Raw genomic sequence first — 24149 nt, forward strand, 5'->3', positions numbered from 1 at the left:
CGCCGCCTCCGGCTAAGATGAAGCCGTCACATTCATAAAACTGAGTTTCTTCAAACAGAAACAAGGGAATCACATTATACGCTCTCATCTTATCAATCAGATAAGAGGAAAAGACATAGCGGTGCAGATCTTTGTTAAGACGGGGGAGGATACCTATTTTTATCATACTCTAGTTTATGCATAATTTTTGTTTTGACAACATCTTTGTATTGTTCTATCATAGAATCATGGAAGCAGAAAGACTGATATTAAGAAAATTAAAAAAGAATGATGCTTATGATATTTATCGGAATATTTTTCATGATAAAAAGGTCTTGCAGACTTTTTTGGGCCGTTATGCAACAACCTTCGATACGTTTGATTTTGATGGAATGTTGGCTTTTTTTGAGAAAAAGATCTTTAGTTATGGAATCGAATTAAAAGAAAATCATGCATGTATCGGAATTGTTTTTGAGAATCAGCATGATGATGAAAATATTGAAATCGGGTATGCCTTATCTTCTAAATATTGGAACAGGGGGTATATGAGTGAAGCTTTGGGGGCTGTTTTGAAGGAATTGATGAAAAAGGATGAGGGATATGTTTTTTCTGCGGCTGCATTCAAAGAAAATATTGGTTCATGGCGGGTGATGGAGAAGTGCGGCATGAAGTATTCACATACCGTAAAGGATGAAATTGAATGGCAGGGGAAAGCACATGATGTCGTTTATTATGAAATAAGAAAAGGAGATCAGTAATGTTTGATTTGTTTAAGAAGGAAAGTAAATATAAGGATGGGATTTCAAAGATAAAAAGTCCGGCGACCTATTGTTTGATCATAGCGGCAGTGATGCTGATCGGCAGTGTCGTGCAATCGGTTCTTGTCCTTCCGTTGGTGATCGGTGATCTTGATTCTGTGGAAGCGATTGATACGGTCTTGGCTTCTCAGTCGATGACGCTTTATAACTTGTATTTGACGATCGTGATGTCATTGATGATCCTGTATGTCGGCATTAAGATGCATGGCCGCAGCTTTGAATCGATGGGATTAAGCAGTCATCATGCCTTGAAGCATTATTTGATAGGGTTAGCAGTCGGCTTTTTGACGCTTTCAGGAGCGATGCTTATCACATATGTGTCAGGTGGAGCACGATTTGCAGGTATTGATCTCAGTAATCTTGTTTTACTTTTATTGTATTTTGTCGGCTTTTTGTTTCAGGGATTTGAGGAAGAACTGATGTGCCGCGGCTTCATGATGTTTGGGTTGAGCAAAAGTTATTCCGTATTTTTCAGTATGATGTTTAATTCATTGCTTTTTGCGGCTCTTCACATAGGAAATCCGGGTGTTTCGCCATTAGCGCTGGTCAATCTCTTTCTGGCGGGTCTTTCTTTTAGCTGCATGGCTGTATATTTTGATGATATCTGGGCAGCCAGCGGTGCCCATTCCATGTGGAATTTTGCCCAAGGTAATTTTTATGGTATCCTGGTTTCCGGTATGAGCATGGGACCTACGGTATTTAAATTTGAACTTGTCGGGAATGCATTGGTCAGTGGCGGCAGTTTTGGACTTGAAGGCGGTATCGGTGTCTTTTTGATAGAAATTATAACGATTCTTATTTTCTGTCTTTTATATAAACGCAAAAAACAAAAAGGAGCATAGATGTCCGAAGAATTTCGGGCATTTTACTTTATAGTCGTGCTGATTTCAATATAATAGAAATACGAGGTGTTACTATGAAAATCATAAAACGGGATGAGCGGCTTGAGGATTTTAATGCACAAAAAATTAGAAATGCAGTTCAAAAAGCTTTTGAAAGTACGCAGAACAGTATCTTGGATGAGCATATGGAAGAGATATGCCGGTCTGTAGAAAAAAGGGTTCATGAAGAAGAATTACATGGAAGATTATGCAGTGTTGAAGATATTCAGGATCAGGTAGAAGAGATATTGATGAAGCTTCAATATTTCAAAGAGGCAAAAAGTTATATTCTCTATCGTCAGAAACGTCAGAAGATCAGAGAAGAAAGAAGAATGATTCAGAATCTTATTCCGGATGAAAGAATCGTTTTATTGTTAGATAAAATTGAAAAAGAGTTTGATGAAGTATCTTTTCAGCCATTGTTTTTAAAGTATCAGTCTTACTATGATGAGGGTTTGGATACGATCAGATGTCTGGATATTCTGATGCGCTGTTGTGTTGAACTGATCAGTGTTGAAGCACCACAGTGGGAGAAGATCGCTGCTCGCTTTTTAAATTTAAAACTTCATCTTCTGGTTGATGAACAGTGTGAACGTCATCACCTTATGAGCTTTTATGATAAGCTTTGTTTTTTGGAAAAAGAAGGCTATTATGGAAGCTATATCTTGGAAAATTATTCTAAGGAAGAAATTGATGAGCTGGAGTCTTGTCTGAAGGAAGAAAATGATGATTTATTTACATATAGCGGTCTGGATCTGCTTTATAAGCGTTACCTGATCAGCTCTCATGCACATGAGCTTTTGGAAACACCGCAGGAAATGTTCATGGGCATCGCAATGCATTTGGCAATGGCCGAGAAAGAAAAGCGTCTTTTTTGGGCAAAGCAGTTTTATGAGTTGTTAAGTTCTTTGAAGGTGACGATGGCTACACCAACGATGGCGAATGCCCGTAAACCGTTTCACCAGCTGTCAAGCTGTTTTATTGATACGGTAGATGATTCGCTGGATGGTATTTATAAGAGCTTGGATAATTTTGCGAAGGTATCGAAGCATGGCGGCGGCATGGGTCTGTATTTTGGAAAGGTACGGGCGAATGGTTCCGATATCCGTGGCTTTCAGGGGGCAGCCGGTGGTGTGATCCGTTGGATCAAATTAGTGAATGATACGGCGACAGCCGTGGATCAGCTGGGTGTCCGTTCAGGAGCGGTTGCTGTTTATTTAGATGCATGGCATAAGGATCTGCCGGAGTTTTTGGCATTGCGTACGAATAATGGTGATGATCGTCAGAAGGCTCATGATGTTTTTCCGGCTGTCTGCTATCCAAATTTATTCTGGAAAATGGTAGAAGAAGATATTTCACAGACATGGTATCTGATGGATCCTCATGAAATTGAAAAGGTGAAGGGATACTGTCTGGAAGATTTTTATGGGGAAGAATGGGAAAGACGTTATGAAAGCTGTGTTGCTGACAGCCGTATTTCAAAAAGAGCGATTGTTTTACGAGATCTTGTGCGGTTGATCATCAAGAGTGCAGTAGAAACCGGTACACCTTTTACTTTTAACCGTGATATCGTGAATGAAGCGAATCCTAATGCCCACAAGGGAATGATCTATTGCAGTAATCTATGTACGGAAATTGCACAGAATATGAGTGCCCTATCCCACCGTTCACAGAAAATTGTAGAGGTAGACGGTGAAAAGATCATTGTTGATGAATATGTACCGGGTGATTTTGTGGTATGTAACCTTGCTTCACTGACACTGGGTAAGATCAATGTAAATGATGAGCGTGAACTGAAACAAATCATCTCTCTTACGGTACGAGCCTTGGATAATGTCATCGATCTTAATTATTATCCATTACCTTTTGCCCGGATCACCAATCAGCAATATCGTCCGATCGGACTGGGAACCAGTGGTTACCATCATATGTTAGCGTTACAGGGCATTGCCTTTGAAAGTGAAGATCATCTTCAGTTTGTCGATCAGCTTTATGAAAAAATCAATTATTATGCAATTGAAGCCAGCTGTGCATTAGCCAAAGAAAAAGGTTGCTATGATTTCTTTGAAGGCAGCGATTGGGATACGGGAGCATATTTTGAAAAGCGTGGCTATACTGATGAAAAATGGCAAAAGTTAAAAGAAAAAGTACATCAGGATGGATTGCGCAATGCGTATCTTTTGGCGATCGCACCGACTTCTTCGACGTCGATCATCTCGGCTACGACAGCAGCGGTCGATCCGATCATGAATCGATATTTCTTGGAGGAAAAAAAGGGCAGCATCATTACCCGTATTGCTCCGGATCTGAATCCAAAAACTTTCTGGCTTTATAAGCAGGCGCATCAGATCGATCAGACATGGCTTGTGAAAGCAGCCGGTGTGCGACAGCGTCATATCGATCAATCACAATCTGTAAATCTATATATTACCAACGAATTTACGATGCGTCAGGTCTTGAATCTTTATCTGCTGGCTTATCATGAAAAAGTAAAAACATTGTATTATGTCCGTTCCCGTTCATTGGAAGTCGAAGAATGTGAATCATGTGCATCTTAGGAGGAAATCATGGAATTAAAGAAAAAAGCGCTGTTTAATGAAAATGGCGATATTGAAGTAACAAAGAGAAGAATGATCAATGGAAATACGACTAATCTGAATGATTTCAATAATATGAAATATAAGTGGGTCAGTGACTGGTATCGTCAGGCGATGAATAATTTCTGGATACCGGAGGAAATTAATATGAATCAGGATATCAAGGATTATCGCCTTTTAAGTAAAGCTGAAAGGACGGCTTATGATAAGATACTTTCCTTTCTGATCTTTCTTGATTCATTACAGACGGCAAATCTACCGAATGTAGGCGAATATATTACTGCCAATGAAGTGAATCTTTGCTTGACGATTCAGGCTTTTCAGGAAGCTGTTCATTCACAAAGCTACAGCTATATGTTAGATACGATCTGTGCTCCACAGGAAAGAGAAGATATCCTCTATCAATGGAAAAATGATGAAAAGCTGTTGAATCGCAATAAGTTTATTGGTGATCTTTATAATGATTTCCAAGAGCATAAGGATGCCTCAACTCTTGTAAAGATGATGATTGCCAACTATATCCTTGAAGGTATTTATTTCTATTCAGGTTTTATGTTTTTCTATAACCTTGGAAGAAATGGCAAGATGCCGGGTTCAGTACAGGAAATCCGTTATATCAATCGTGATGAAAATACGCATCTTTGGTTATTTAGAAGCATTCTTTTGGAATTACAAAAGGAAGAGCCGGAGCTTTTTGATGAAGAAAAGAAAGAAGTATATCGTAATATGATCCGTAAGGGTGTTGAAGAAGAGATCAAATGGGGCGAATATGCCATCGGGAATGAGATTGAAGGATTGACACCAACGATGATCCATGATTATGTAAAGTATTTAGGTAATTTAAGAAGTCAGGGCATAGGTCTTGGAATCTTGTATGAAGGATATGAAGAAGAACCAAAATCAATGGAATGGGTTTCTCGTTATTCCAATGCCAATATGATCAAAACAGATTTCTTTGAAGCACGTTCCAGTGCTTATGCAAAGTCAAGTGCCTTGGTGGATGATCTATAATGAAAAGGAGCCATCGCTCCTTTTATTTTAATAATGCACACAATTCTTCAAGATTTTGTTTTTCAGATTCATGAAATTCAATTTGAATCGCATCGTTTTCATCATAGCGTGGAATGATATGAAAGTGCAGATGCATCACGGTTTGTCCGGCAGCTTCGTGAGTGTTATTTAAAATATTGATGCCTTTGGCATTTGTTCGTTCCATGATCCTTTTTGCCAGCATCTGGGTAACTTGAATCAGATGGGACAAGGTATCCGGATCACATTCCAGAATATTGGCAACATGCTTTTTAGGAACAACCAAGGTATGTCCTCTGGTTACTTGTGATACGTCTAAAAATGCGATGACACTTTCATCTTCATAGATAACAGATGAAGGAATTTCATGATCGATGATCTTACAAAATATACATGACATAGTTTTCTCTCCTTTTTTTATTATCATAATCCAACTTACGAAAAGTTTCAAGAATCTATGGTATAATAAATACAGGTGATGCTATGAATCATAAAATTGTATGTGCAGGATTGTATTTAGAAAAAGAAAAAGATGTCGAGGGCCAGTTTGAAGAAACGAAGGGTCTGGCGAGAGCCTGTGATTATGAAATCGTAGGAGAGATCATTCAAAGAAGAAGGACCCCTCATCCGGCCACTTATTTTGGTGAGGGAAAAATCTACGAGATCAAACAAATGATCGAAGAAACGCATGCTTCGGCATGTATGATTGCGGCACCGATCACGCCCAGTCAGATGCGTACTTTAAAAGAGATGTTAGGTGTGCGGGTATTTGACCGTAATGACTGTATACTTGAGATTTTTGGTAAACGGGCACATACGAAACAGGCGAAGCTTCAGGTTGAATTGGCTACCTTGAAGCATGAGCTGCCTTTTGTCATCCATACTCAGCAAAATTTCTCCAGAATGCGTGGAGGCAGCAAGAATAAAGGTGAGGGTGAAAAGCAGTATCAATTAGACCGCAGAAAATATGAAATTCGTATTCAAAGAGTAGAAAAGGAACTGAAAGAAGTAAAAAAATCATTAGCGGCAATGAAAAGAAAACGCCATCGTTCTGATTTGAAAATGGTATCTTTGGTCGGTTATACCAATGCCGGAAAAAGCAGCTGTATGAATGAGATCCTCCGTTATTGTGAAATTGATGATGATAAGCATGTTTATGTCAAAGATATGTTGTTTGCGACCCTGGATGCTTCCATTCGTCATGTTTCTTATAAAGGAGTTGAATTTTTGATATCGGATACGGTAGGCTTCGTATCCCATCTTCCGCATGAATTGATCGATGCCTTTCACTCAACGCTGGAAAGCGTCAATGATGCTGACCTGATCCTGCAAGTCGTTGATGAGAGCAGTGAGCATGTTTTGGAACATATGGACGTAACACAAAAAACATTACAAAAGTTATCTGTCGAAGATACGCCGATGTGGGTGCTCCATAATAAGTGTGATTTATGTGAATACAAGAAAAATGAAAAAGATCATTTTTATATCAGTGCTGAAAAAGGCGTAGGTATCCGTGATGTCCTGGATGCGATCGCAGAGATGATTCGCAAGGAAAAAACGATGATGGAAATAAGTGTTGATTATGAGGATGTTGATTTGAATGCAAAGGTTCATCGGTTTGCCAATATTCTTTCTTGTGTAGAAAAACAGGATCATTGGGAGTATCAGATCGAAGTTGATCATCGTTATGTATCTTTATTTCAATAAGTTGTGAATTAAGGTTAAAATTCACAAAAATGATATTTGGAAAACGACGGTTTGTGAAATCATAAATATAACAAAAAGCCCTAAAAAAAGGCTTTTTTTAATGCTTATAAACTGAAAGTGTTTTCATTTCACAAATACTTGAAAAATAAAAATGAAAAATTTCACAAACGATAAAAAGGAAGAAAAGAATTTGATGAAAAACCCGGGGGTAAACGTTTTCATTTTACGATATGTGAAAAAAATAACAAATAATGCTTTACAAGTCCATTCACAAATGATATCTTTTGTGTGTGAAAAAAAGGAGAAGTAAAATGGCTGAAAAAACAGAAAAAAAAGAAGTAGTAGAAGAAGTTAAAGAAGAAGTAAGTCCTGCTGTTCAAGAAGTGAATAGACTTGTTGCGAATGCAGTAGAAGCTTTAGACGAATTTATGAAGCTTGATCAGGAACAGGTAGATTATATTGTTGCGAAAGCATCTGTAGCTGCTTTGGATCAGCATGGTGTTTTGGCAATGGCTGCTGTTGAGGAAACAGGACGAGGCGTCTTTGAAGATAAGGCAACGAAGAATTTGTTTGCTTGTGAGCACGTTGTAAACAATATGCGTCATACACGTACGGTTGGTATCATCAAAGAAGATGATGTCGATGGTATCGTTGAGATCGCAGAGCCGGTAGGTGTCATCTGTGGTATCGTACCAACAACAAACCCGACATCCACGGCCATCTTTAAATCATTGATTTGTTTGAAGACAAGAAACCCGATCGTTTTCTCATTCCATCCAAGTGCGGTAGAATGTTCCATCATGGCAGCACAGATCGTGTATAAGGCTGCAGTTGCTGCCGGTGCACCTAAGAACTGTATCCAGTGGATCGAACATCCAACGATGGAAGGAACGAATGCTCTGATGAACCATCCGGATGTTTCAACGATCCTGGCAACCGGTGGAAATGCAATGGTACGCGCTGCTTATTCATGCGGTAAACCGGCGTTAGGTGTTGGTGCCGGAAACGTTCCTGCTTATGTTGAAAAGACTTGTAACTTAAGACAGGCTGTCAATGATATCGTCTTGTCAAAGGCTTTTGATAACGGTATGATCTGTGCCAGCGAGCAGGCTGCTATCGTAGATAAAGAAATCTACAACGATTTCGTGAAAGAAATCAAAACGTATGGCGTTTACTTTGTCAATAAAAAAGAAAAAGAATTGCTTGAAAAATATATGTTCGGTGTAACGGCTTATTCAAAAGACGTTGACAGTGCGAAGCTGAATAGTGTCATGGTTGGAAAGGACGCTACATGGATTGCAAAGCAGGCCGGATTCGAAGTACCTGAAAAGACGGTCATTTTGTGTGCTGAATGTAAAGAAGTCGGACCAAAAGAACCTCTGACACGTGAAAAATTGTCACCGGTATTGGCAGTATTAAAGGCAAATTCAACAGAAGAAGGTATGACATTGGCAGAACAGATGGTTGAATTTAACGGTCTTGGTCATTCAGCTGCAATTCATACAAAAGATGAAGCCCTTGCAAAAGAATTTGGATTACGTGTGAAAGCGATCCGTGTCATCTGGAATTCACCGGCAACCTTTGGCGGAATCGGAAATGTATATAATGCCTTCCTTCCTTCATTGACATTGGGCTGTGGTTCTTATGGACATAACTCTGTAGGTAATAACGTCAGTGCAATCAATCTGTTGAATATCAAACGACTGGGGAGAAGAAATAACAATATGCAATGGTTCAAGGTTCCATCAAAGATTTATTTTGAAAGAGATTCTATCAAATACTTACAGGATATGCGTGAAATGACCCGTGTGTTCATCGTAACAGACCGTTCAATGGTTGATTTGGGATTTGTTAATAAGGTAACGGATCAGTTAAATCTGAGAAGAAACAAGGTACAGTACCAGCTTTTCTGTGATGTAGAACCGGATCCATCAATCGCAACGGTACAGCGCGGTGTAGAAGTTATGAGAAGCTTCCAGCCGGATACGATCATTGCTCTTGGCGGTGGTTCTTGTATGGATGCTGCAAAGGGAATGTGGCTGTTCTATGAACATCCTGAAGTAAACTTCGATGATTTGAAACAGAAATTTATTGATATCCGTAAACGTGCTTTCCGTTATCCTGAATTAGGAAAGAAAGCCAATCTGGTATGTATCCCGACAACAAGTGGTACAGGTTCAGAAGTAACACCATTTGCCGTTATTTCAGATAAGATCGCAAATAAGAAATATCCATTGGCAGACTACTCGCTGACACCAACGATTGCCATCGTAGACCCTGCCTTTACGACAAATCTTCCGGCTTCAATTACAGCTGATACAGGTATGGACGTATTGACACATGCTACGGAAGCTTATGTTGCAACCTTAGCTAATGATTATACGGATGGATTATGCTTACAGGCTATCAAGATGGTATTCAAATATCTTCCTAGAGCTGTCAAAAATGGTAAGAATGATCCGGAAGCCAGAGAAAAGATGCACAATGCCAGCTGTATTGCAGGTATGGCATTCGCTAATGCGTTCTTAGGTGTCAACCACTCATTGGCACATAAGATCGGAGCTGAATTCCATGTTCCTCACGGACGTGCCAATGCTATTCTATTACCACACGTCATTCGTTACAATGGTACAAAACCACAGAAAAACTCTGTATGGCCAAAATACAACTACTACAAAGCTGATGAGAAATATCAGGAAATTGCAAAGCTGTTAGGTCTTCCTGCATCAACACCTGCAGAAGCAGTAGAATCTTATGCAAAGGCATGTGCTGAGTTAGGTGCAGAAGTCGGCATCAAGATGAACTTTGCTGATCAGAATATTGATGAAGCTACATGGAAGGCTACTGAAAGAAAGATTGCTCTTCTTGCTTATGAGGATCAGTGTTCACCGGCAAACCCTAAACTGCCAATGATCAATGATATGATCGATATCCTTGAAAAATCTTATAAAGGAAACTAATTTAAAAAACACCATACGATAGGGTATATATCGAAAAAACATCTGTTCACATGATGAACAGATGTTTTCTTAAGCAAATCTTTATCTAATTCAATGACTATAATAAATTCTATCTTCCTGTTGATGAATAAAGGAAGATATTTTATTCTTCTGCAATTACTTCCTTAACATCAAGAAGGATTTTCAATTCAAACAGAAATAAGATGAAAATACGCAAAATACCTCCGACAAAAGGAATATATCCAACCAATACGATCAGGCTCATAAAGATACAGTCTTTTCTCTTTGCACGGATATCATCATTACCAAGAATATATCCATATACTTTATAATAGGCCATAAATATGACAAATTCAAATAAGTAGGCAGCAAATATCATAATTGCGGAAATGAACAGCATAAAAGATGTATTGGGTGTAAAAGTAATCTGATCAGTCCCCATTATCAGGCTTTGAATGTTAGGGGTAGAGTTTACGATCTGCATGACGAAACCGGTAGCAATCAGAATAATTATAAATCCAATTCCAAACGCTTTTAAAAATGTAACGGCAATTTTAGTCCAACTGCTCTTAATTAGCTCAAAGGATTGCGTAAAACATGTCTGAAGTCCTAAATCTCTTTTTTCAACAAGCAGTACATTCAAAAGATACCCAATCAAAACAACCATATAGAAAGATACGATGATAGAAAGCAATGAACCAATCATTCCTAGCTGATTCAATACATATTCCAAAACGGTTCCAATTAATACGATCACAAATATCTTGAATGCGATACCTGTATTACTGAAGATTAAGTTTACAGCTTCCTTTAAATTTTTCATAAATGATCCTCCTTTCTCTGAATGTTACGTTTCAATAAAACAATATAGAAACAACAAGATAGTCATGCATGTAATAACTGATCATACCCACGATTATTTTATAAATCCAAAAAGTTATATTTATTGTTAAAGCCTTTTTCCTTTCAATAAATAATATAAGTAATCTGCGATAAATAAATAATATAAGTAATCTGCGATAAATACGATAGAACCCGTAATTTGAATCCAAACTTCCCATGAATAATTGTTATCGATGATTATTTTATATGACCAATAGAATAAACCAAGTAATCCGATAATTCCAAAAATCTTGATTCCAAGAGGTATTTTTTGATCATTATCTTTTAATTGATTCTTATTTATATATATTTTCATGAAGATATTCCTTTCTTTTTTATAAATTTCACTCTTTTATTAGAAATGACAGAAATGAATATAAGAATTAAGCACCAAATCAGAAATGTAACAATTATGGGTAATCCTAACAGAAAGTTTTTATACCCAAGTGAAATAATAATGACGAAGAGAATCAATTGAAGTAAGTAGATGACATAAAGGAATTTTAAAGCCTTGCTTACCTTCATTTCTTCAGCTGTTAATGAGTATCTATCTAAAATGTTCAGAAGCCTAAAGCACCATAATAGCTCTATGACTCCTCCGATAAGAGCTATGATACGAATTATGATAAAATAGATTTCATCAGTTTTCCAAATACTTATAGAATTTAGTAAAAGGATCATCCAAATAAAATTTAAAGAATTGGCTCTTAAGAAATTATTGCATGTTTTTAGGATGTTTTGGCTCATTTTATACTCCTTTCAAAATATTAAGAAGCAAGGCTGATATTCAACATTAAAAGTAGCAAGATAACCATAAAATTGATGATATATAACTCTTTATATATTTTCACTTTTCATTGGATTATTACATTTATATAATAACTTACTGAAATTTATCTGTCAATCTATACCTATAAAAAATATGTATTGAATATAATATAATTATATTGTATCATTCTTTATAGAGGTGACGTATGTCAAAAAGAAATAATCTGTTTAAAATTGAAATGCTTCTTTTGGGTGTTTTAAAGCATAGAGATTATTATGGTTATGAGCTTGCTTCGACGATTAGAGAAGTGACTGATGACGTTTTTGATGTAAAAGAAGGAGTTATGTATCCGATCCTTTATCGTATGTTAGAAGAGGGATATGTATCTACCAGAGAAGAAATCGTGAATCGAAAGGTTAGGGTTTATTATCATCTTGAAGAAAAGGGAATTCAATATTTTAACGATATGGTTGAAGATTATCGTAAGATGTGTAGACAAATTGAAAAGATCATTAAGTTTTAGGGGTGTAAGCAATGAATTCTAAAGAGCAATATATTCGAGATATCAAGTATATTTTTCCTTTGAGAGATAAAAAGGTGAAAAGGTTTATTCGTCAATTTTCGAAAAGTGTCGAAGAATCCGCAAATGGAACAATGACCTATGAGGACTATGTAAATCAGTTTGGATCGCCTAATGAAGTCGTTGCTTCCTTTTATTATGAAAGTAATTACGATTATCTATATAAACAGATGAATCGTAAAAAAGTGTTGGCTCTGTCATTTGGGATAATGGCAATCTTATTGATTTTAATTGGTGCGAAATTTCAAGATATGAAATGGGATTATCAAGTATATTATAATGATAATATCGTACCTCATATTTATATTGATCAAGAGGGTTGATTATGACATACGGAAGAAAGGACTATATTAAAAACATTAAAAAAATCTTTCCGGTATATGGAAAGAAAGAAAAGCAATTTTTAAGAAAACTCATTGAAACGATCAACAATGAAATGGATGAAGCAGCTTCTTATTATGAATGTAGAGATCGTTTTGGCGAACCGCAGGAAATTGTTGCGAATTATTATGAATCAATAAGCTTTGATTATATAAAACAACAGATTCATAAACGTAATATCATCCGAAATGGTTTGATTGGTATCATATCCGTAGCAGTCATTAGTTTTACGGCATGGAGAGCTTATGATTACATGGAGTTTGTGAAAAATTATCAGTCGGTATGTCCGGATTGTTATTTTGAAATCGAAATGGGAGAGTCTGTATTTTTAGGAGAAAAAAAATGAAAAAATTATTAAAATATTTATTATGTTTAGTTTTATCAATAAGTATATTACCAAGTATATTACCGAATAATATTTATGCAAATGATGATATTATCCAAGATGAAAATTTCAATGTAGAGATTGAAATAGGAGAGCCTGTATATCAAAAGGGTATTAGTACATACAGTACTACAAAAACAGTATCAAATTATAAAAAATATTACTACAAAAACGATAAAGGTGAAACATTATGGATAGCAACGCTTACAGGTACATTTGAATATAACGGCAGTACATCAAAGTGCCTTTCCGCTTCTGTATCAGTATCCAATATCAGCAGTGGCTGGCAGGTATTCAGCAAGAAGGCTTCCACAAGCGGCAATCAGGCAAAGGCATCAGTCATCATGCGTTACACTCCTGCAATGTCATTATATCCGGTCAATTTCACATTATCGTGTTCACCAACAGGATCATTTTATTAAACAAAAAGCATCAAAAAGATGCTTCTTTTCATATCCTCACATATAAAAATCTATTTTAATTTTTATGGAACATAAAATAGTTATAAGTGAAAATTATGCTGTTATTATGATTTTATTTATATTTGATTTCTCTATCTTCCCATGTGAATCAACGTTGTGTTATCACAAGACTATAATATCAAAAGGATATATCTTTGTCAATGATACATATAAAAAATATGTATATAATATAGTCATTATTTAAGAAGCAAAAAATTTATTCAAGTGTAATCAGATAATATTCAGCCGGATGAATGTCATCCGTGATACATGCGATTAATTGATGATCGCTGATCTTAAAGAAATATGCTAATTCCTGAAATGGAAGAAGAGTTTTAGTGATTAGAAAATCATTGATTTCAATGATACTATAAGAATATTCATCATAACTGATCGATTCTTTGTTTAAGAAAGTATTATCACCAAGATAAATTTCAGCGTAAACTCTTTCACTTATATCAATATCATATTCTTTTTCATCATCAATCGTAATAATTTTGGTCAACATGCGTTCAGTTGTCTGTTTCTGAGTGATGATGTAGTCTTGAAGCGGTTGAAAAAAGTTTGTAGGTTCAATATAAAATGAAGATTGATTGCTTGTAACAACTTCAAAACCTTTCTGTCCGTATATTTTTTCATAAGTTACAAAGAATGGATGGGCTAAATGAAAATTTTTTAGAAAAGCGAAATTGTAATTTTCTTGAATGATACCATCAATCGTATTTAATTGGAAGTGATCCCCATGAGTAATATCTGATAAGATATAAGGTCTTTCGATATATTGCTTATATTCTAAATAAATATGATCATTCTGGTGATAAAAATCATCATATGAATAAAAATCCATGACTTTTTTTACTTCATTTGCAGTTTCATAGTAAAGAATATAACGCTCATCTGTCTTATTAATATAATAAAGACCATCTTGTGTTTTGATATATTCAATGAGTTGTGGATGGGTTATCAGAAGGTTCTCGGCTTCTGTAAGCGAAAGAGAGGATAAATTAAATTCATAAAAATTTTTGAAATTTGTATAGGCGATATCAGAAGTATAATGTACATGATTTGCCTGAGTTGCTGTTAATGGGAGATGAGCATAGGAGTGGCTGATATAATCGATGTTCAAGGTATCTTCTGATTGCACGGAAAAAAGCAGATGATTGATCGTATTGTTGTTTAGTTGATTTAAAACATGCAGGGAAGTGATCGTATAGCCTGTTTCTTTTGTTTGGACTTCCCATTGATCCTGATGACAGCCTGTAAGTAATAAAATGATTAAAATGATGGTATGATATTTTTTCATATGGTTCCCCTTTCCTGTATGACTATTACAATTATTGTATATCATATTGATTCATCATTTGCAATCATTGTTTCGATAGAAGTTTAAATTAATATATTCATAGAAATCTTCTCTTATATTTAGTATAATAAATACCGAGGTGATTTTTATGGAAAGGTTTTGTTTTTGTTTCGATATTGATGGTACTTTATATCCGAGTAATCATGTGATTTCTAAAAGAACATTGGAAACGATCGAGCAATTAAGAAAAAAAGGTCATAAGATCGTAGTTGCCACAGGGCGTAACTTAAGCTCAGTAAAGGAAAGTGGTCTATTGGATCAGATTTGTTTTGATGCTTTGGTGCTGAATAATGGACAGTGTGTATTAAATGAGAAACATGAAGTGATTTATACGGCATATTTGCCTACTGATCTTGTCTGGCAGGTCATAGATGTATGCAACGCCAATAAGCTTGTGTGTTCACTGGAAACGCTTGATGACTGGTTTTGTGTCCAGCAGCCCAATGAATATGTGAAAATCACCCATGAGTTTTTTCGTGAAACAGCTCCCAGCCAGGGGGAATATAATCCTTCGATGAAGATCATCATGGCGATGGCATATGCACCTAAAGGTTATGATTATGCTCCGCTAAAGGAAATAGAAGGCTTAAATGTTGATATTGGGAACAGCTGTTATGCTGATTTAGGAATCAAGGGATTTCATAAATATAAAGGTATTGAAAAGTGTCTGGATTATTTTCATCTGACTAAAACAGTCTGCTTTGGTGATGGCAGAAATGATGTAGAAATGATACGGCAGGCAACGATCGGTATTGCCATGGGACAAAGCGTCGATGAGGTCAAAGAGGTCAGCGATTTTGTAACTGAAAGCTGTGATCATGATGGAATCGTTCATGCCTGTGAGCATTATGGATTTATATAATAAAAGTGGTTGTACAACAACCACTTTTATTTATCGTTATCATTATTCAGTAAATAATAAATCAGTATAGTTTGGCATCGGCCAGTTTTCTTTTGGTGTCAATGTTTCCAGAGCATCAGCTGCTTTTCTTAAATCGGCCATGCATGCCAGAATCAATGTTGAATAAGCTTTGCCTTGTTCCTCAAGGGTTGGCAATGCTTCAGCCTTAGCATTCTCTTCTTCCAGACGTTTCATGGCATCGACCATTTCTTTTGTCAGTGCATCCATTTTCTTGAGTGTGTCAATTTCCATTGAGCAATCGAAGCAGTCGCATACCGCTTTTTTATTTAAGATAATATCTGTCATTTCTTTTTGGGTCTTCAAGACAGCAGGAAGAATTTGTGTTTTGGCCATATCCAGCATTGTTAATGCTTCGATATGAATGATCTTGCAGTAATTTTCAAGAAGGATTTCTTTTCTTGAATACATTTCATCAACTGTGAAGATCTTATGCTTTGTGAAAAGACGGATATTCTTTTCACTTGTATAATAAGGAAGGGCTTCGGTTGTCGTTCTTAAATTCAATAGACCACGTTTTTCTGCTTCTTCTACCCATTCATCCGTATAGCCATTTCCGGAGAATAGGATTCGTTTATGCTCTTTGATCGTTTTGCGGATCAAATCATTGAGGGCTTTATTGAAGTCAGGTGCCGTTTCTAACACGTCAGCAAACTGCTGGAGCTCTTCCGCAACGATTGTATTTAATATAAGGTTTGGACAAGCGATAGAGAGTGCTGATCCAAGCATTCTGAATTCAAATTTATTACCGGTGAAGGCAAAAGGAGAGGTACGGTTACGATCCGTTGTGTCCTTTGGGAAGGAAGGCAGGATATCAACACCGATTTCCATGACTTTATTAAATGTTTTATTGTAAGGTACACCTTTTTCAATTGCTTCAAGGATGGCATTGAGCTCATCACCTAAATGAATGGATAAGATTGCCGGAGGAGCCTCATTGGCACCAAGACGATGGTCATTGCCGGCTGTTGCGACAGAAATTCTTAACAAATCCTGATATTCATCAACACCTTTGATCAAAGCAGTCAGTATCAGTAAGAACTGGGCATTTTCTGCCGGAGAATCACCCGGTTCAAGAAGATTGATACCGGTATTGGTCGACATTGACCAGTTGTTATGCTTACCGCTGCCGTTGATGCCGTCAAAAGGCTTTTCATGAAGCAGACAGGCAAACTTGTGCTTTTTCGCAACCTTTTTCATAAATTCCATGGTTAATTGATTGTGATCGGTTGCGATATTGCTGGAGGTAAAAACAGGAGCCAATTCAAATTGTCTTGGAGCAACCTCTTTATGCTCGGTTTTTGCGTAAACGCCCAGCTTCCACAACTCATCGTCCAGATCACGCATATAATCGCTGACTTTTTTATCCAGCATACCAAAGTAGTGATCCTCAAGCTCTTGTCCTTTTGGAGGTAAAGCACCGAATAAGGTACGTCCGCAAAGCTTAAGATCTTCTCTTTGTTCATATAGATCCTGATCGATCAAAAAGTATTCCTGTTCACATCCTACGGTTGTCGTAACACGGGTGACATCATCATTACCAAACAGTTTTAAAATACGGAGTGCCTGATCATTTAATGCCTGCATCGAGCGTAACAGCGGGGTTTTCTTATCTAATGAGCTTCCATCAAAGGAACAGAAGGCTGTCGGAATACAAAGCGTATTGTCTTTGATAAAGGCATACGAAGTAGGATCCCATGTCGTATATCCTCTTGCTTCAAAAGTGGCACGTAATCCGCCATTTGGGAAGCTGGAGGCATCCGGTTCACCTTTGATCAGCTCTTTACCGCTAAACTCTAAGATGACTCCTCCATTACCATCCGGGGTAATGAAGCTGTCATGCTTTTCTGCAGTGATACCGGTCATCGGCTGGAACCAGTGTGTAAAATGGGTCGCACCTTTTTCGATCGCCCAGTCTTTCATGGCATTTGCCACTGTATTCGCAACATTGACGTCCAAAGTTTTGCCTTCATTGATCGTTGCCTTTAATTTCTTATAGACATCCTTAGGCAGCTTTGCACGCATAATGGCATCATTGAATACCAGACTTCCAAACGTTTCTTGAATTTTGGTCATATTTACCCTCCTTTAAATGAAAAAGGCGCTAAAATACTCCCTCATATTTAGCGTCTTTGCATTTCATATGCGTATTATAGAACTATGAAAAAACATTGTCAATAATTTTTTTACTAAAATTTCCTGTCTTAAAAGCGCACCTTATTATAAAGGACCCTGCCAATGATGCGAACCGGAAGCTCCTCAATATCCTTTTCATTAAAATAACGATTTTCAACATTAGGATTAGCAGCTTCCAAAATCAATAAATGATCTTTTTTGATAACACGTTTAACAGTAGCTTCATTATCACCGATCAATACGATCGCAATCTGTCCGCTTTCGACATCACTGCAAGATTTCACATATAATAAATCTCCGTCACAGATACGGGCATTGACCATCGAATCCCCGCTGACTCGAAGATAGAAATCCCCCTGCCTGCTTTCATCTTCGCTGACTTCCTCATACCCCATGATATTTTCTTCGGCATACATATCATAACCTGCTTTCACGATACCCAAGATCGGTTTCATGGTGCTTACATTATCTTTTCCCAACAGATGATCCGGTGTCGTTTGAAGGATATCTGCCAGCTTTTGCAGCTTCTCAGGAGAAATACGTTTCGTATCTCCGGCTAGCCAGCGGCATACGCTGGGACGGGAAGCGCCTGTGGCCTCCATGATATCATCGATCTTTAATCTTAATTGTTTTTTTCTTTGTTTAATGATCTGATTTTGCAGCATTCTCTCACCTCATGTTTATGATATCAAAAAAAAGCAAAAGATGCAATATGATAATTATCAAGTAAAATATTACCAGTTAAAAGATATCAAAATGTGTTGTAAAATGATATTGGAAATGAAATAATGAAAGCGGAGGCGGGAAGATGAAAGAAAGAGTAATTTTGCACTGTGATATCAATCATTGTTATGCACAGATAGAGGAAATGATGGTGCCTGAGCTGCGTCATGTACCGATGGCCGTGGGCGGTAAGAGCGAAATGCGGCATGGAATCATCTTGGCAAAAAATGATCCGGCAAAGAAGTATCGGATTCAGACAGGTGAATCAGTGCATGAAGCATATCAGAAATGTCAGGATCTGGTCATCATTCCTCCTCATTATGAAGAATATCTTTATTATACGGAAAAGGTAAAGGATATCTATCGGGAATATAGTGAGTGGGTAGAGAGTTTTGGCTTGGATGAGGCATGGATCGACGTAAGTGACTGCCTGTCTTTATTTGGAAGCGGCTTAAATATCGCCCGGACGATTCAAAAAAGGGTATGGGAAGAGATCGGTCTAAGCATTTCGGTCGGTATCAGCTTCAATAAGATATTTGCCAAGCTTGGCAGTGATATGATCAAACCGATGGGATTGGTAGAAATCAGTCGTGATAATTTTAAGGAAAAGGCATGGCAGCTGCCTGTGGGCGATCTTTTATATGTTGGAAGAGCGACCTTAAAGAAGCTGGAAATCTTCGGTATTCATACGATCGGTGATCTGGCACGGTTTGATGTAGAAATATTGAAGCGGCATTTAGGTAAAATGGGAGAAATCATTTATTGGTTTGCCAATGGTTATGATCAAAGTGAGGTAGCACGTATAGATGCCTGTCAAGAAGTAAAATCAATCGGTAATGGTATCACGACGCCCAAGGATATAAAAAATCTACGAGATGCCCAAAGTGTTTTCTATGTCCTTTGTGAGTCGGTAGCTTCACGTGCGAAGGAAAAAGGAATGGCAGGAAGATGTGTCAGCATCCAGCTGAGAAATACAGATCTGAAAAGCTTTTCCCGTCAGAAAACGCTGGTAAGAGCAACCAATTTAAGTGATGAACTGATGGAAATCGTGACAGAGCTAATAAAAAACAATTATGATTTTTCTATACCGTTAAGAAGTGTTAGTGTTTCTCTTTCACATTTATGCTTTGAAAGTGAAAAAGTACAATTTTCCTTATTTGAAGATGAAATGAGCCGTCAGAAACGATACTGCCTTGAAAAAACGATCGATCAGATTCGTTTACGATATGGCTTTGGAAGCGTGAAACGGTGCAGCATGCTGCTTGATGAAGAATTGAGTGATTTTGATCCTAAGGGCAGTCATATCATCTTTCCGGTAGGATATTTCTAATGCTGTACAAGAGATATGTGGATGTCATTACATTGATTGATAAGCAAGGCAGATTAACACCTTTGATCTTAAGATGGGAGAATGGGGTTCAATATCCGATCGACCGGATATTAGAAATTCGTAAAGCAGTGAGCGAAGTGGGCGGTTGCGGGATCTTATACCGCTGTCGCATTCAAGACCAGGAAAGAAAGCTTTTTTATGAAAAAAATCGCTGGTTCATTGAAAGCACCAAGCCTTGAATCATGTGTAAGTCATAATGTAAGCTCATGTATTGATTTATTAATAAAATTGGCATATAGTTAAATTATGAATAAAAATGTTCGTCCTGATAAAATTAAAAGTTATTTTTATATGGAAAAAAAGCTGATCCTTGCGATCGTCATCACAGGGACGCTTTGTTCCTTGTTTATGGTATCCATCAATGTAGAACAGGGACGTCTTTTAGATGTCCTGCTTGAGCATCGATCTCTTTCTGCGCTGATTGCCCAGTCATTTATTTTTATCGCTATCGTCAGCGCGATCCAGATCCTCCGCCTGTTGAAGCGTTATTATACGCGAAGATTTGCCAATCGGACGACCCTGCATATGCGTTCGATCATGTTCTCGCAGATGATTGCGGAGCCATTGGCAGAAATGGAAAAGAATGAATCCGGTGATATGATCACGAAGATATTGGGTGATGTTGATTTATGTGCAGAAGGTATGCGTAAGGTCATGACAGAAGTCTTTGATACAGGGATGCTGATCATTTCTTACTTTTTCGGTCTTTTGATGTATGATGTAAAATGTACCCTTCTTGCCTGTCTATGCATTCCGGTGGCTTCTTTTTTAGCGACGCTGATGAAAGGATATGTGGAGAAAAAGACTGCTATTTATCGTAAGGCTTCCTCCGATATGGCAAATCTTACTATTGAGCAGTGTTCCAACGTCCTTTTGTTTCGGGCTAATTCTGTGGAAGATAAAGCAAAGCGCAGGTATTATCATTCATTGGAGGATCTGAAGAAGAAGGCAGTGCTTGTTGCTGTATTGGAAAATGCATTAACTCCGTTCTATCAGATCATTTCGATGATCGGTATCTTAGTGATTCTTGTCATGGGTGGTCAGTATGTGATCGATGGGAATTGGAGCCTGGGTGATTTTACGGCTTATATCAGCATTTATGTGCTTTTGGCGGATAAGGCAAGCAAGGCTGCGAAGATCTTTAATATTACACAGAAGGCGCAGGTTTCATGGATGCGTGTAAAAGAATATATGAAAGATAATGTAATGCTTCATGAAAATAAACAATGTGCATGGGTCAATGAGATGCGTGTCGAACATCTCTTTTTCGCATATCCCAATGGTGATTGGATCATCAAGGATATGAATTTTACTTTAAGAAAAGGGGAAATCGCAGGTCTTTGTTCACCGATCGCCTATGGGAAATCTACTCTGTTATTGGCCCTCTTAGGTCAATATCCATATGAGGGGAATATATATTTTGACATGCAAGAGGGACGCAGCTTAAAAGCAGATCAGTTAATCGGCTATATGGGACATCATCCTTATCTGATGAGTGATTCGATTTTAGAAAATATTAAAATGGGTCGTGATGGTGATTTGCGTAAAGCGTTAGAAGATGCACAGTTTGAGGAAGATCTTGCGAATATGGCAGATCGTGAAAAAACGGAAGCCGGAAGCGGGGGAAGTGCATTATCAAACGGACAGCAGCAGCGTTTGGCATTGGCAAGGGCTCTTTTCAGCAAGACGAATTTCTTGCTTCTTGATGATCCCTTTGCGGCTTTAGATGAGCGTACGACATTACAGATCATGCATAATCTGAGGGAGCATTATCATGATTCAGGGATCTTGATCAGCACGCATAAGATGCAGCTGATGCCTTTATTTGACTGGATCATCGTTTTAGAGGAAAATGGTTCGTATCAGATAGGAACACATGAAGAGCTGTTAAAGAAGAGTCCTACTTATCGAACATTGGTAATGCAGGAGGAAAAAGTATGAAACGTTCATTTATGATGCAATGTATCCGCCGGCTGATCAAAGAGCATCTCTTCTTTACAATCTTATTGATCATTCTTTTGATTGGTTCTATCTTGCTTTCACTCTTGCCGGCACAACTGTTGCGCTACATCATTGATGATATCTTAAAACCGATGAATCGTTCCATGCTTTTGGCAGGAGCCGCTGCTTATTTTGTCGTTATCATAGCCGTTAATATCGTCGAGATGGCAAAGGAAACAAGCTTTGTATGGATCGGGCAGTCATTGACACAGAAAATATGCAGTGAGATGATGGAAAAGATCCAGCGTATTCAGACATCGTATTTCACAAGCGTTGATCCATCGCTGATTTCATCTTATTTTCTAAATGATGCGCAGACGATTTCTTCTGTGTTCAGCAGTGGTGTCATTGCGATGGTCGTCAACTGTTTCAAGATCATAGGGATCATTATTTCAATTGCAATGTTTTCGACAACGCTGGCGATCCTGCTGATCATTTTATTGCCGCTATTAATAGCTTTCACGCGACTGGTCCAGAAAAAAATGCTGAAGGTACAGATGAAAAGTCGTATCTATACCGCTGATCTGACAAAGATGATTCATGATGCCCTTCGTAATGCCCGTATCATGAAGGTCTTTCATACGCAGAAGTATCACGTCGATAAATTTGAAAATAAATTAGATGAAACCTATAAAAATAATGAAAGAATCAACTTCTATGATTCTCTTTATTCACCGCTGACACAGATCCTGCGTGCATTTGTCATCGTTTTTATCGTTTTTTTAGCGAGTGATTATCTTTCTTTTTCATCGCTTACGATTGGTATGTGTGCGGCCAGCATTGAATTGATGAGCCAGCTATTTACACCTATTGAAGATCTTGGCAATGAGCTCCAGTCGATCCAGCAGGCCGTATCCGGTATGAAAAGAATTGAGGATTTTTATCAGCTTCCTGAAGAGAAGGTGGAGCGGACTTTGACTTATGACATGCTTTTTGATAAGCCGGATATCGAACTTGTGTTTGATCATGTGTCTTTTGCCTATCAACAGGATTCTTTGGTCTTACAGGATATATCCTTTAGATGTGATCAAAACAGAAGAAATATGATCATAGGACGTACAGGAGTCGGAAAGAGTACCCTCTTTCATCTGATCATGGGTTTCTATCAGCCGACATTAGGAGAAATCACGATCAATGGCTATCATCCTCATGAAATCAAAAGAGAGGACATGCGCCGTATTTTCGGGTTGGTGGATCAGAATTTCGTATTTATCAAAGGAAGCATCTTTGATCAAATAACATTACGGGATGAGCGTTATTCTCTTGAAGATGTCAAGCGGGTGATGAAGCTTTGCGGTTTGCATGAAAAGGTGCTTTCTTTTGAAAATGGCTATGATACTGTTGCGGATGAAAGCATGTTTTCGAAAGGGGAATGTCAGCTTCTTTCGATTGCCAGGGCACTGTTGGCAGATCCAAAGATCCTTTTGTTGGATGAGATGAGTGCCAATTTGGATTCGTTGAATGAAAACAGGATGCTGGAGGTAATCGATGCGATCAGCAAGGATCGTCTGATATTGTCAATTACGCATCATAAGGAGATCTTGCGTTCAAATGATCAGATCATCTGCCTTAAAAATGGAAAACGAGTAGCTTCACTTGATGATATTTAGGTATTATAAATTGACAACATTCAAAATCGAGTTATACTTAAGATAAAGAGGAGGTATTTATATGTTAAATGAAAAAGTAAGTGCTTTATTGAATGATCAGATCAATAAAGAATTGTATTCTGCCTATCTGTATCTTGATTTTTCGAATTATTATAAGAACAAAGGTTTGGATGGCTATGCAAACTGGTTTGACATTCAGGCAAAAGAAGAGATGGATCATGCGATGCTGTTTATGAAGTATCTTCAAAACAATGATCATGCAGTGACCTTAGAGGCGATCGCAAAGCCGGACAAGGAGCTAAAAGAGTTTTCTGATGCTTTGCATGCGAGTCTTGAACATGAACGTTATGTAACCTCTTTGATTCATCATATTTACGAAACAGCTGCTGATGTGAAAGATTATCGAACGATGCAGTTTTTAGACTGGTTCATTGATGAACAGGGAGAAGAAGAAAAGAATGCCATGGATATGATTACCCGGTTTGAATTGTTCGGTACGGATCCAAAGGGCTTATACATGTTAGATAACGAGTATAAGTCACGTGTTTATTCAGCTCCTTCCTTAACATTGGATTAGT

At 37.6% G+C, this 24149-nt stretch carries 22 protein-coding genes; 16 read left to right on the forward strand and 6 right to left on the reverse strand.

The features are described 5' to 3' along the window. Positions 1-227: 227 nt before the first annotated feature. The 4 genes from Q0K35_RS04725 to Q0K35_RS04740 all read left to right on the forward strand — a co-directional run bounded on the left by Q0K35_RS04725 (position 228) and on the right by Q0K35_RS04740 (position 5286). Entirely contained in the window at positions 228-737 is a 510-nt protein-coding gene (locus tag Q0K35_RS04725) for a GNAT family N-acetyltransferase (RefSeq protein ID WP_294561519.1), read from the forward strand. After that, on the forward strand, positions 737-1639 hold the full coding sequence (locus Q0K35_RS04730) for a type II CAAX endopeptidase family protein (RefSeq protein ID WP_294561520.1): 903 nt from the start codon (positions 737-739) through the stop codon (positions 1637-1639). The genes Q0K35_RS04725 and Q0K35_RS04730 overlap by 1 nt, the downstream gene beginning before the upstream one ends. 74 nt (positions 1640-1713) lie before the next feature. Continuing rightward, positions 1714-4236 (forward strand): ribonucleoside-diphosphate reductase subunit alpha, encoded by a 2523-nt coding sequence (locus Q0K35_RS04735; RefSeq protein ID WP_294561521.1) that lies wholly within the window; start codon positions 1714-1716, stop codon positions 4234-4236. A gap of 9 nt (positions 4237-4245) precedes the next feature. Further along, positions 4246-5286 (forward strand): ribonucleotide-diphosphate reductase subunit beta, encoded by a 1041-nt coding sequence (locus Q0K35_RS04740; RefSeq protein WP_294561522.1) that lies wholly within the window; start codon positions 4246-4248, stop codon positions 5284-5286. Between the two features lie 22 nt (positions 5287-5308). Here the strand turns inward: Q0K35_RS04740 and Q0K35_RS04745 are convergent, their stop codons facing one another. Beyond that, positions 5309-5704: an HIT family protein gene (locus Q0K35_RS04745; RefSeq protein ID WP_294561523.1), complete on the reverse strand. Its 396-nt coding sequence runs from the start codon at positions 5702-5704 to the stop codon at positions 5309-5311. Positions 5705-5787: 83 nt separating this feature from the next. On the opposite strand from Q0K35_RS04745, the gene hflX reads away from it, so the two are divergent. Both hflX and adhE read left to right on the forward strand, forming a co-directional pair. Then, the gene (gene hflX / locus Q0K35_RS04750) at positions 5788-7011 is read left to right on the forward strand and encodes a GTPase HflX (protein ID WP_294561524.1); all 1224 of its coding nucleotides are present in this window, start codon (positions 5788-5790) and stop codon (positions 7009-7011) included. 311 nt (positions 7012-7322) lie between these two features. Continuing rightward, entirely contained in the window at positions 7323-9971 is a 2649-nt protein-coding gene (gene adhE, locus Q0K35_RS04755; RefSeq protein ID WP_294561525.1) for a bifunctional acetaldehyde-CoA/alcohol dehydrogenase, read from the forward strand. A gap of 142 nt (positions 9972-10113) precedes the next feature. On the opposite strand, the gene Q0K35_RS04760 is transcribed toward adhE, so the two are convergent. Together Q0K35_RS04760 and Q0K35_RS04765 are read right to left on the reverse strand one after the other, a co-directional pair. After that, the gene (locus tag Q0K35_RS04760) at positions 10114-10794 is read right to left on the reverse strand and encodes a hypothetical protein (RefSeq protein WP_294561526.1); all 681 of its coding nucleotides are present in this window, start codon (positions 10792-10794) and stop codon (positions 10114-10116) included. A gap of 126 nt (positions 10795-10920) precedes the next feature. After that, complete coding sequence (locus Q0K35_RS04765; protein ID WP_294561527.1) at positions 10921-11169, reverse strand: hypothetical protein; 249 nt, start codon at positions 11167-11169, stop codon at positions 10921-10923. Between the two features lie 658 nt (positions 11170-11827). Between Q0K35_RS04765 and Q0K35_RS04770 the strand changes: the two genes are divergently transcribed. Genes Q0K35_RS04770 through Q0K35_RS04785 form a run of 4 tightly spaced genes read left to right on the forward strand, consistent with a single transcriptional unit; the run spans position 11828 to position 13390 of the window. Continuing rightward, positions 11828-12145, forward strand: a complete 318-nt coding sequence (locus tag Q0K35_RS04770; RefSeq protein WP_294561528.1) for a PadR family transcriptional regulator — start codon at positions 11828-11830, stop codon at positions 12143-12145. A gap of 11 nt (positions 12146-12156) precedes the next feature. Next, entirely contained in the window at positions 12157-12525 is a 369-nt protein-coding gene (locus Q0K35_RS04775) for a DUF6120 family protein (protein WP_294561529.1), read from the forward strand. 2 nt (positions 12526-12527) lie between these two features. After that, the gene (locus Q0K35_RS04780; protein ID WP_294561530.1) at positions 12528-12929 is read left to right on the forward strand and encodes a DUF6120 family protein; all 402 of its coding nucleotides are present in this window, start codon (positions 12528-12530) and stop codon (positions 12927-12929) included. Continuing rightward, on the forward strand, positions 12926-13390 hold the full coding sequence (locus tag Q0K35_RS04785) for a hypothetical protein (RefSeq protein WP_294561531.1): 465 nt from the start codon (positions 12926-12928) through the stop codon (positions 13388-13390). The genes Q0K35_RS04780 and Q0K35_RS04785 overlap by 4 nt, the downstream gene beginning before the upstream one ends. A gap of 256 nt (positions 13391-13646) precedes the next feature. On the opposite strand, the gene Q0K35_RS04790 is transcribed toward Q0K35_RS04785, so the two are convergent. Further along, positions 13647-14732 (reverse strand): hypothetical protein, encoded by a 1086-nt coding sequence (locus Q0K35_RS04790; protein ID WP_294561532.1) that lies wholly within the window; start codon positions 14730-14732, stop codon positions 13647-13649. A gap of 148 nt (positions 14733-14880) precedes the next feature. On the opposite strand from Q0K35_RS04790, the gene Q0K35_RS04795 reads away from it, so the two are divergent. Next, positions 14881-15654, forward strand: a complete 774-nt coding sequence (locus Q0K35_RS04795) for an HAD family hydrolase (protein WP_294561533.1) — start codon at positions 14881-14883, stop codon at positions 15652-15654. A gap of 42 nt (positions 15655-15696) precedes the next feature. Here Q0K35_RS04795 and Q0K35_RS04800 read toward each other — a convergent pair whose 3' ends face one another. Both Q0K35_RS04800 and Q0K35_RS04805 read right to left on the reverse strand, forming a co-directional pair. Beyond that, positions 15697-17787: a glutamine synthetase III gene (locus tag Q0K35_RS04800; protein ID WP_294561534.1), complete on the reverse strand. Its 2091-nt coding sequence runs from the start codon at positions 17785-17787 to the stop codon at positions 15697-15699. A gap of 128 nt (positions 17788-17915) precedes the next feature. Beyond that, entirely contained in the window at positions 17916-18512 is a 597-nt protein-coding gene (locus Q0K35_RS04805; protein WP_294561535.1) for a S24 family peptidase, read from the reverse strand. A gap of 143 nt (positions 18513-18655) precedes the next feature. Here Q0K35_RS04805 and Q0K35_RS04810 point away from each other — a divergent pair, with 143 nt between their 5' ends. The 5 genes from Q0K35_RS04810 (at position 18656) to Q0K35_RS04830 (ending at position 24148) form a co-directional block, all read left to right on the forward strand. Continuing rightward, on the forward strand, positions 18656-19900 hold the full coding sequence (locus tag Q0K35_RS04810) for a DNA polymerase IV (RefSeq protein WP_294561536.1): 1245 nt from the start codon (positions 18656-18658) through the stop codon (positions 19898-19900). After that, positions 19900-20139 carry a hypothetical protein gene (locus tag Q0K35_RS04815; protein WP_294561537.1) on the forward strand — a complete coding sequence of 80 codons (240 nt, stop codon included), beginning with the start codon at positions 19900-19902 and terminating at the stop codon, positions 20137-20139. Before Q0K35_RS04810 ends, Q0K35_RS04815 begins: the two co-directional genes overlap by 1 nt. Before the next feature lie 112 nt (positions 20140-20251). Continuing rightward, a complete protein-coding gene (locus Q0K35_RS04820) occupies positions 20252-21901 on the forward strand; it encodes an ABC transporter ATP-binding protein (protein WP_294561538.1) in 1650 nt (549 codons plus the stop codon). Next, positions 21898-23571 (forward strand): ABC transporter ATP-binding protein, encoded by a 1674-nt coding sequence (locus Q0K35_RS04825; RefSeq protein ID WP_294561539.1) that lies wholly within the window; start codon positions 21898-21900, stop codon positions 23569-23571. The genes Q0K35_RS04820 and Q0K35_RS04825 overlap by 4 nt, the downstream gene beginning before the upstream one ends. Positions 23572-23632: 61 nt before the next feature. Further along, positions 23633-24148 carry a ferritin gene (locus Q0K35_RS04830; protein ID WP_294561540.1) on the forward strand — a complete coding sequence of 172 codons (516 nt, stop codon included), beginning with the start codon at positions 23633-23635 and terminating at the stop codon, positions 24146-24148. The last annotated feature ends 1 nt before the right edge of the window (position 24149 follow it).

The organism is uncultured Traorella sp. (assembly GCF_944327115.1).
Taxonomy (GTDB): domain Bacteria; phylum Bacillota_I; class Bacilli_A; order Erysipelotrichales; family Erysipelotrichaceae; genus Traorella.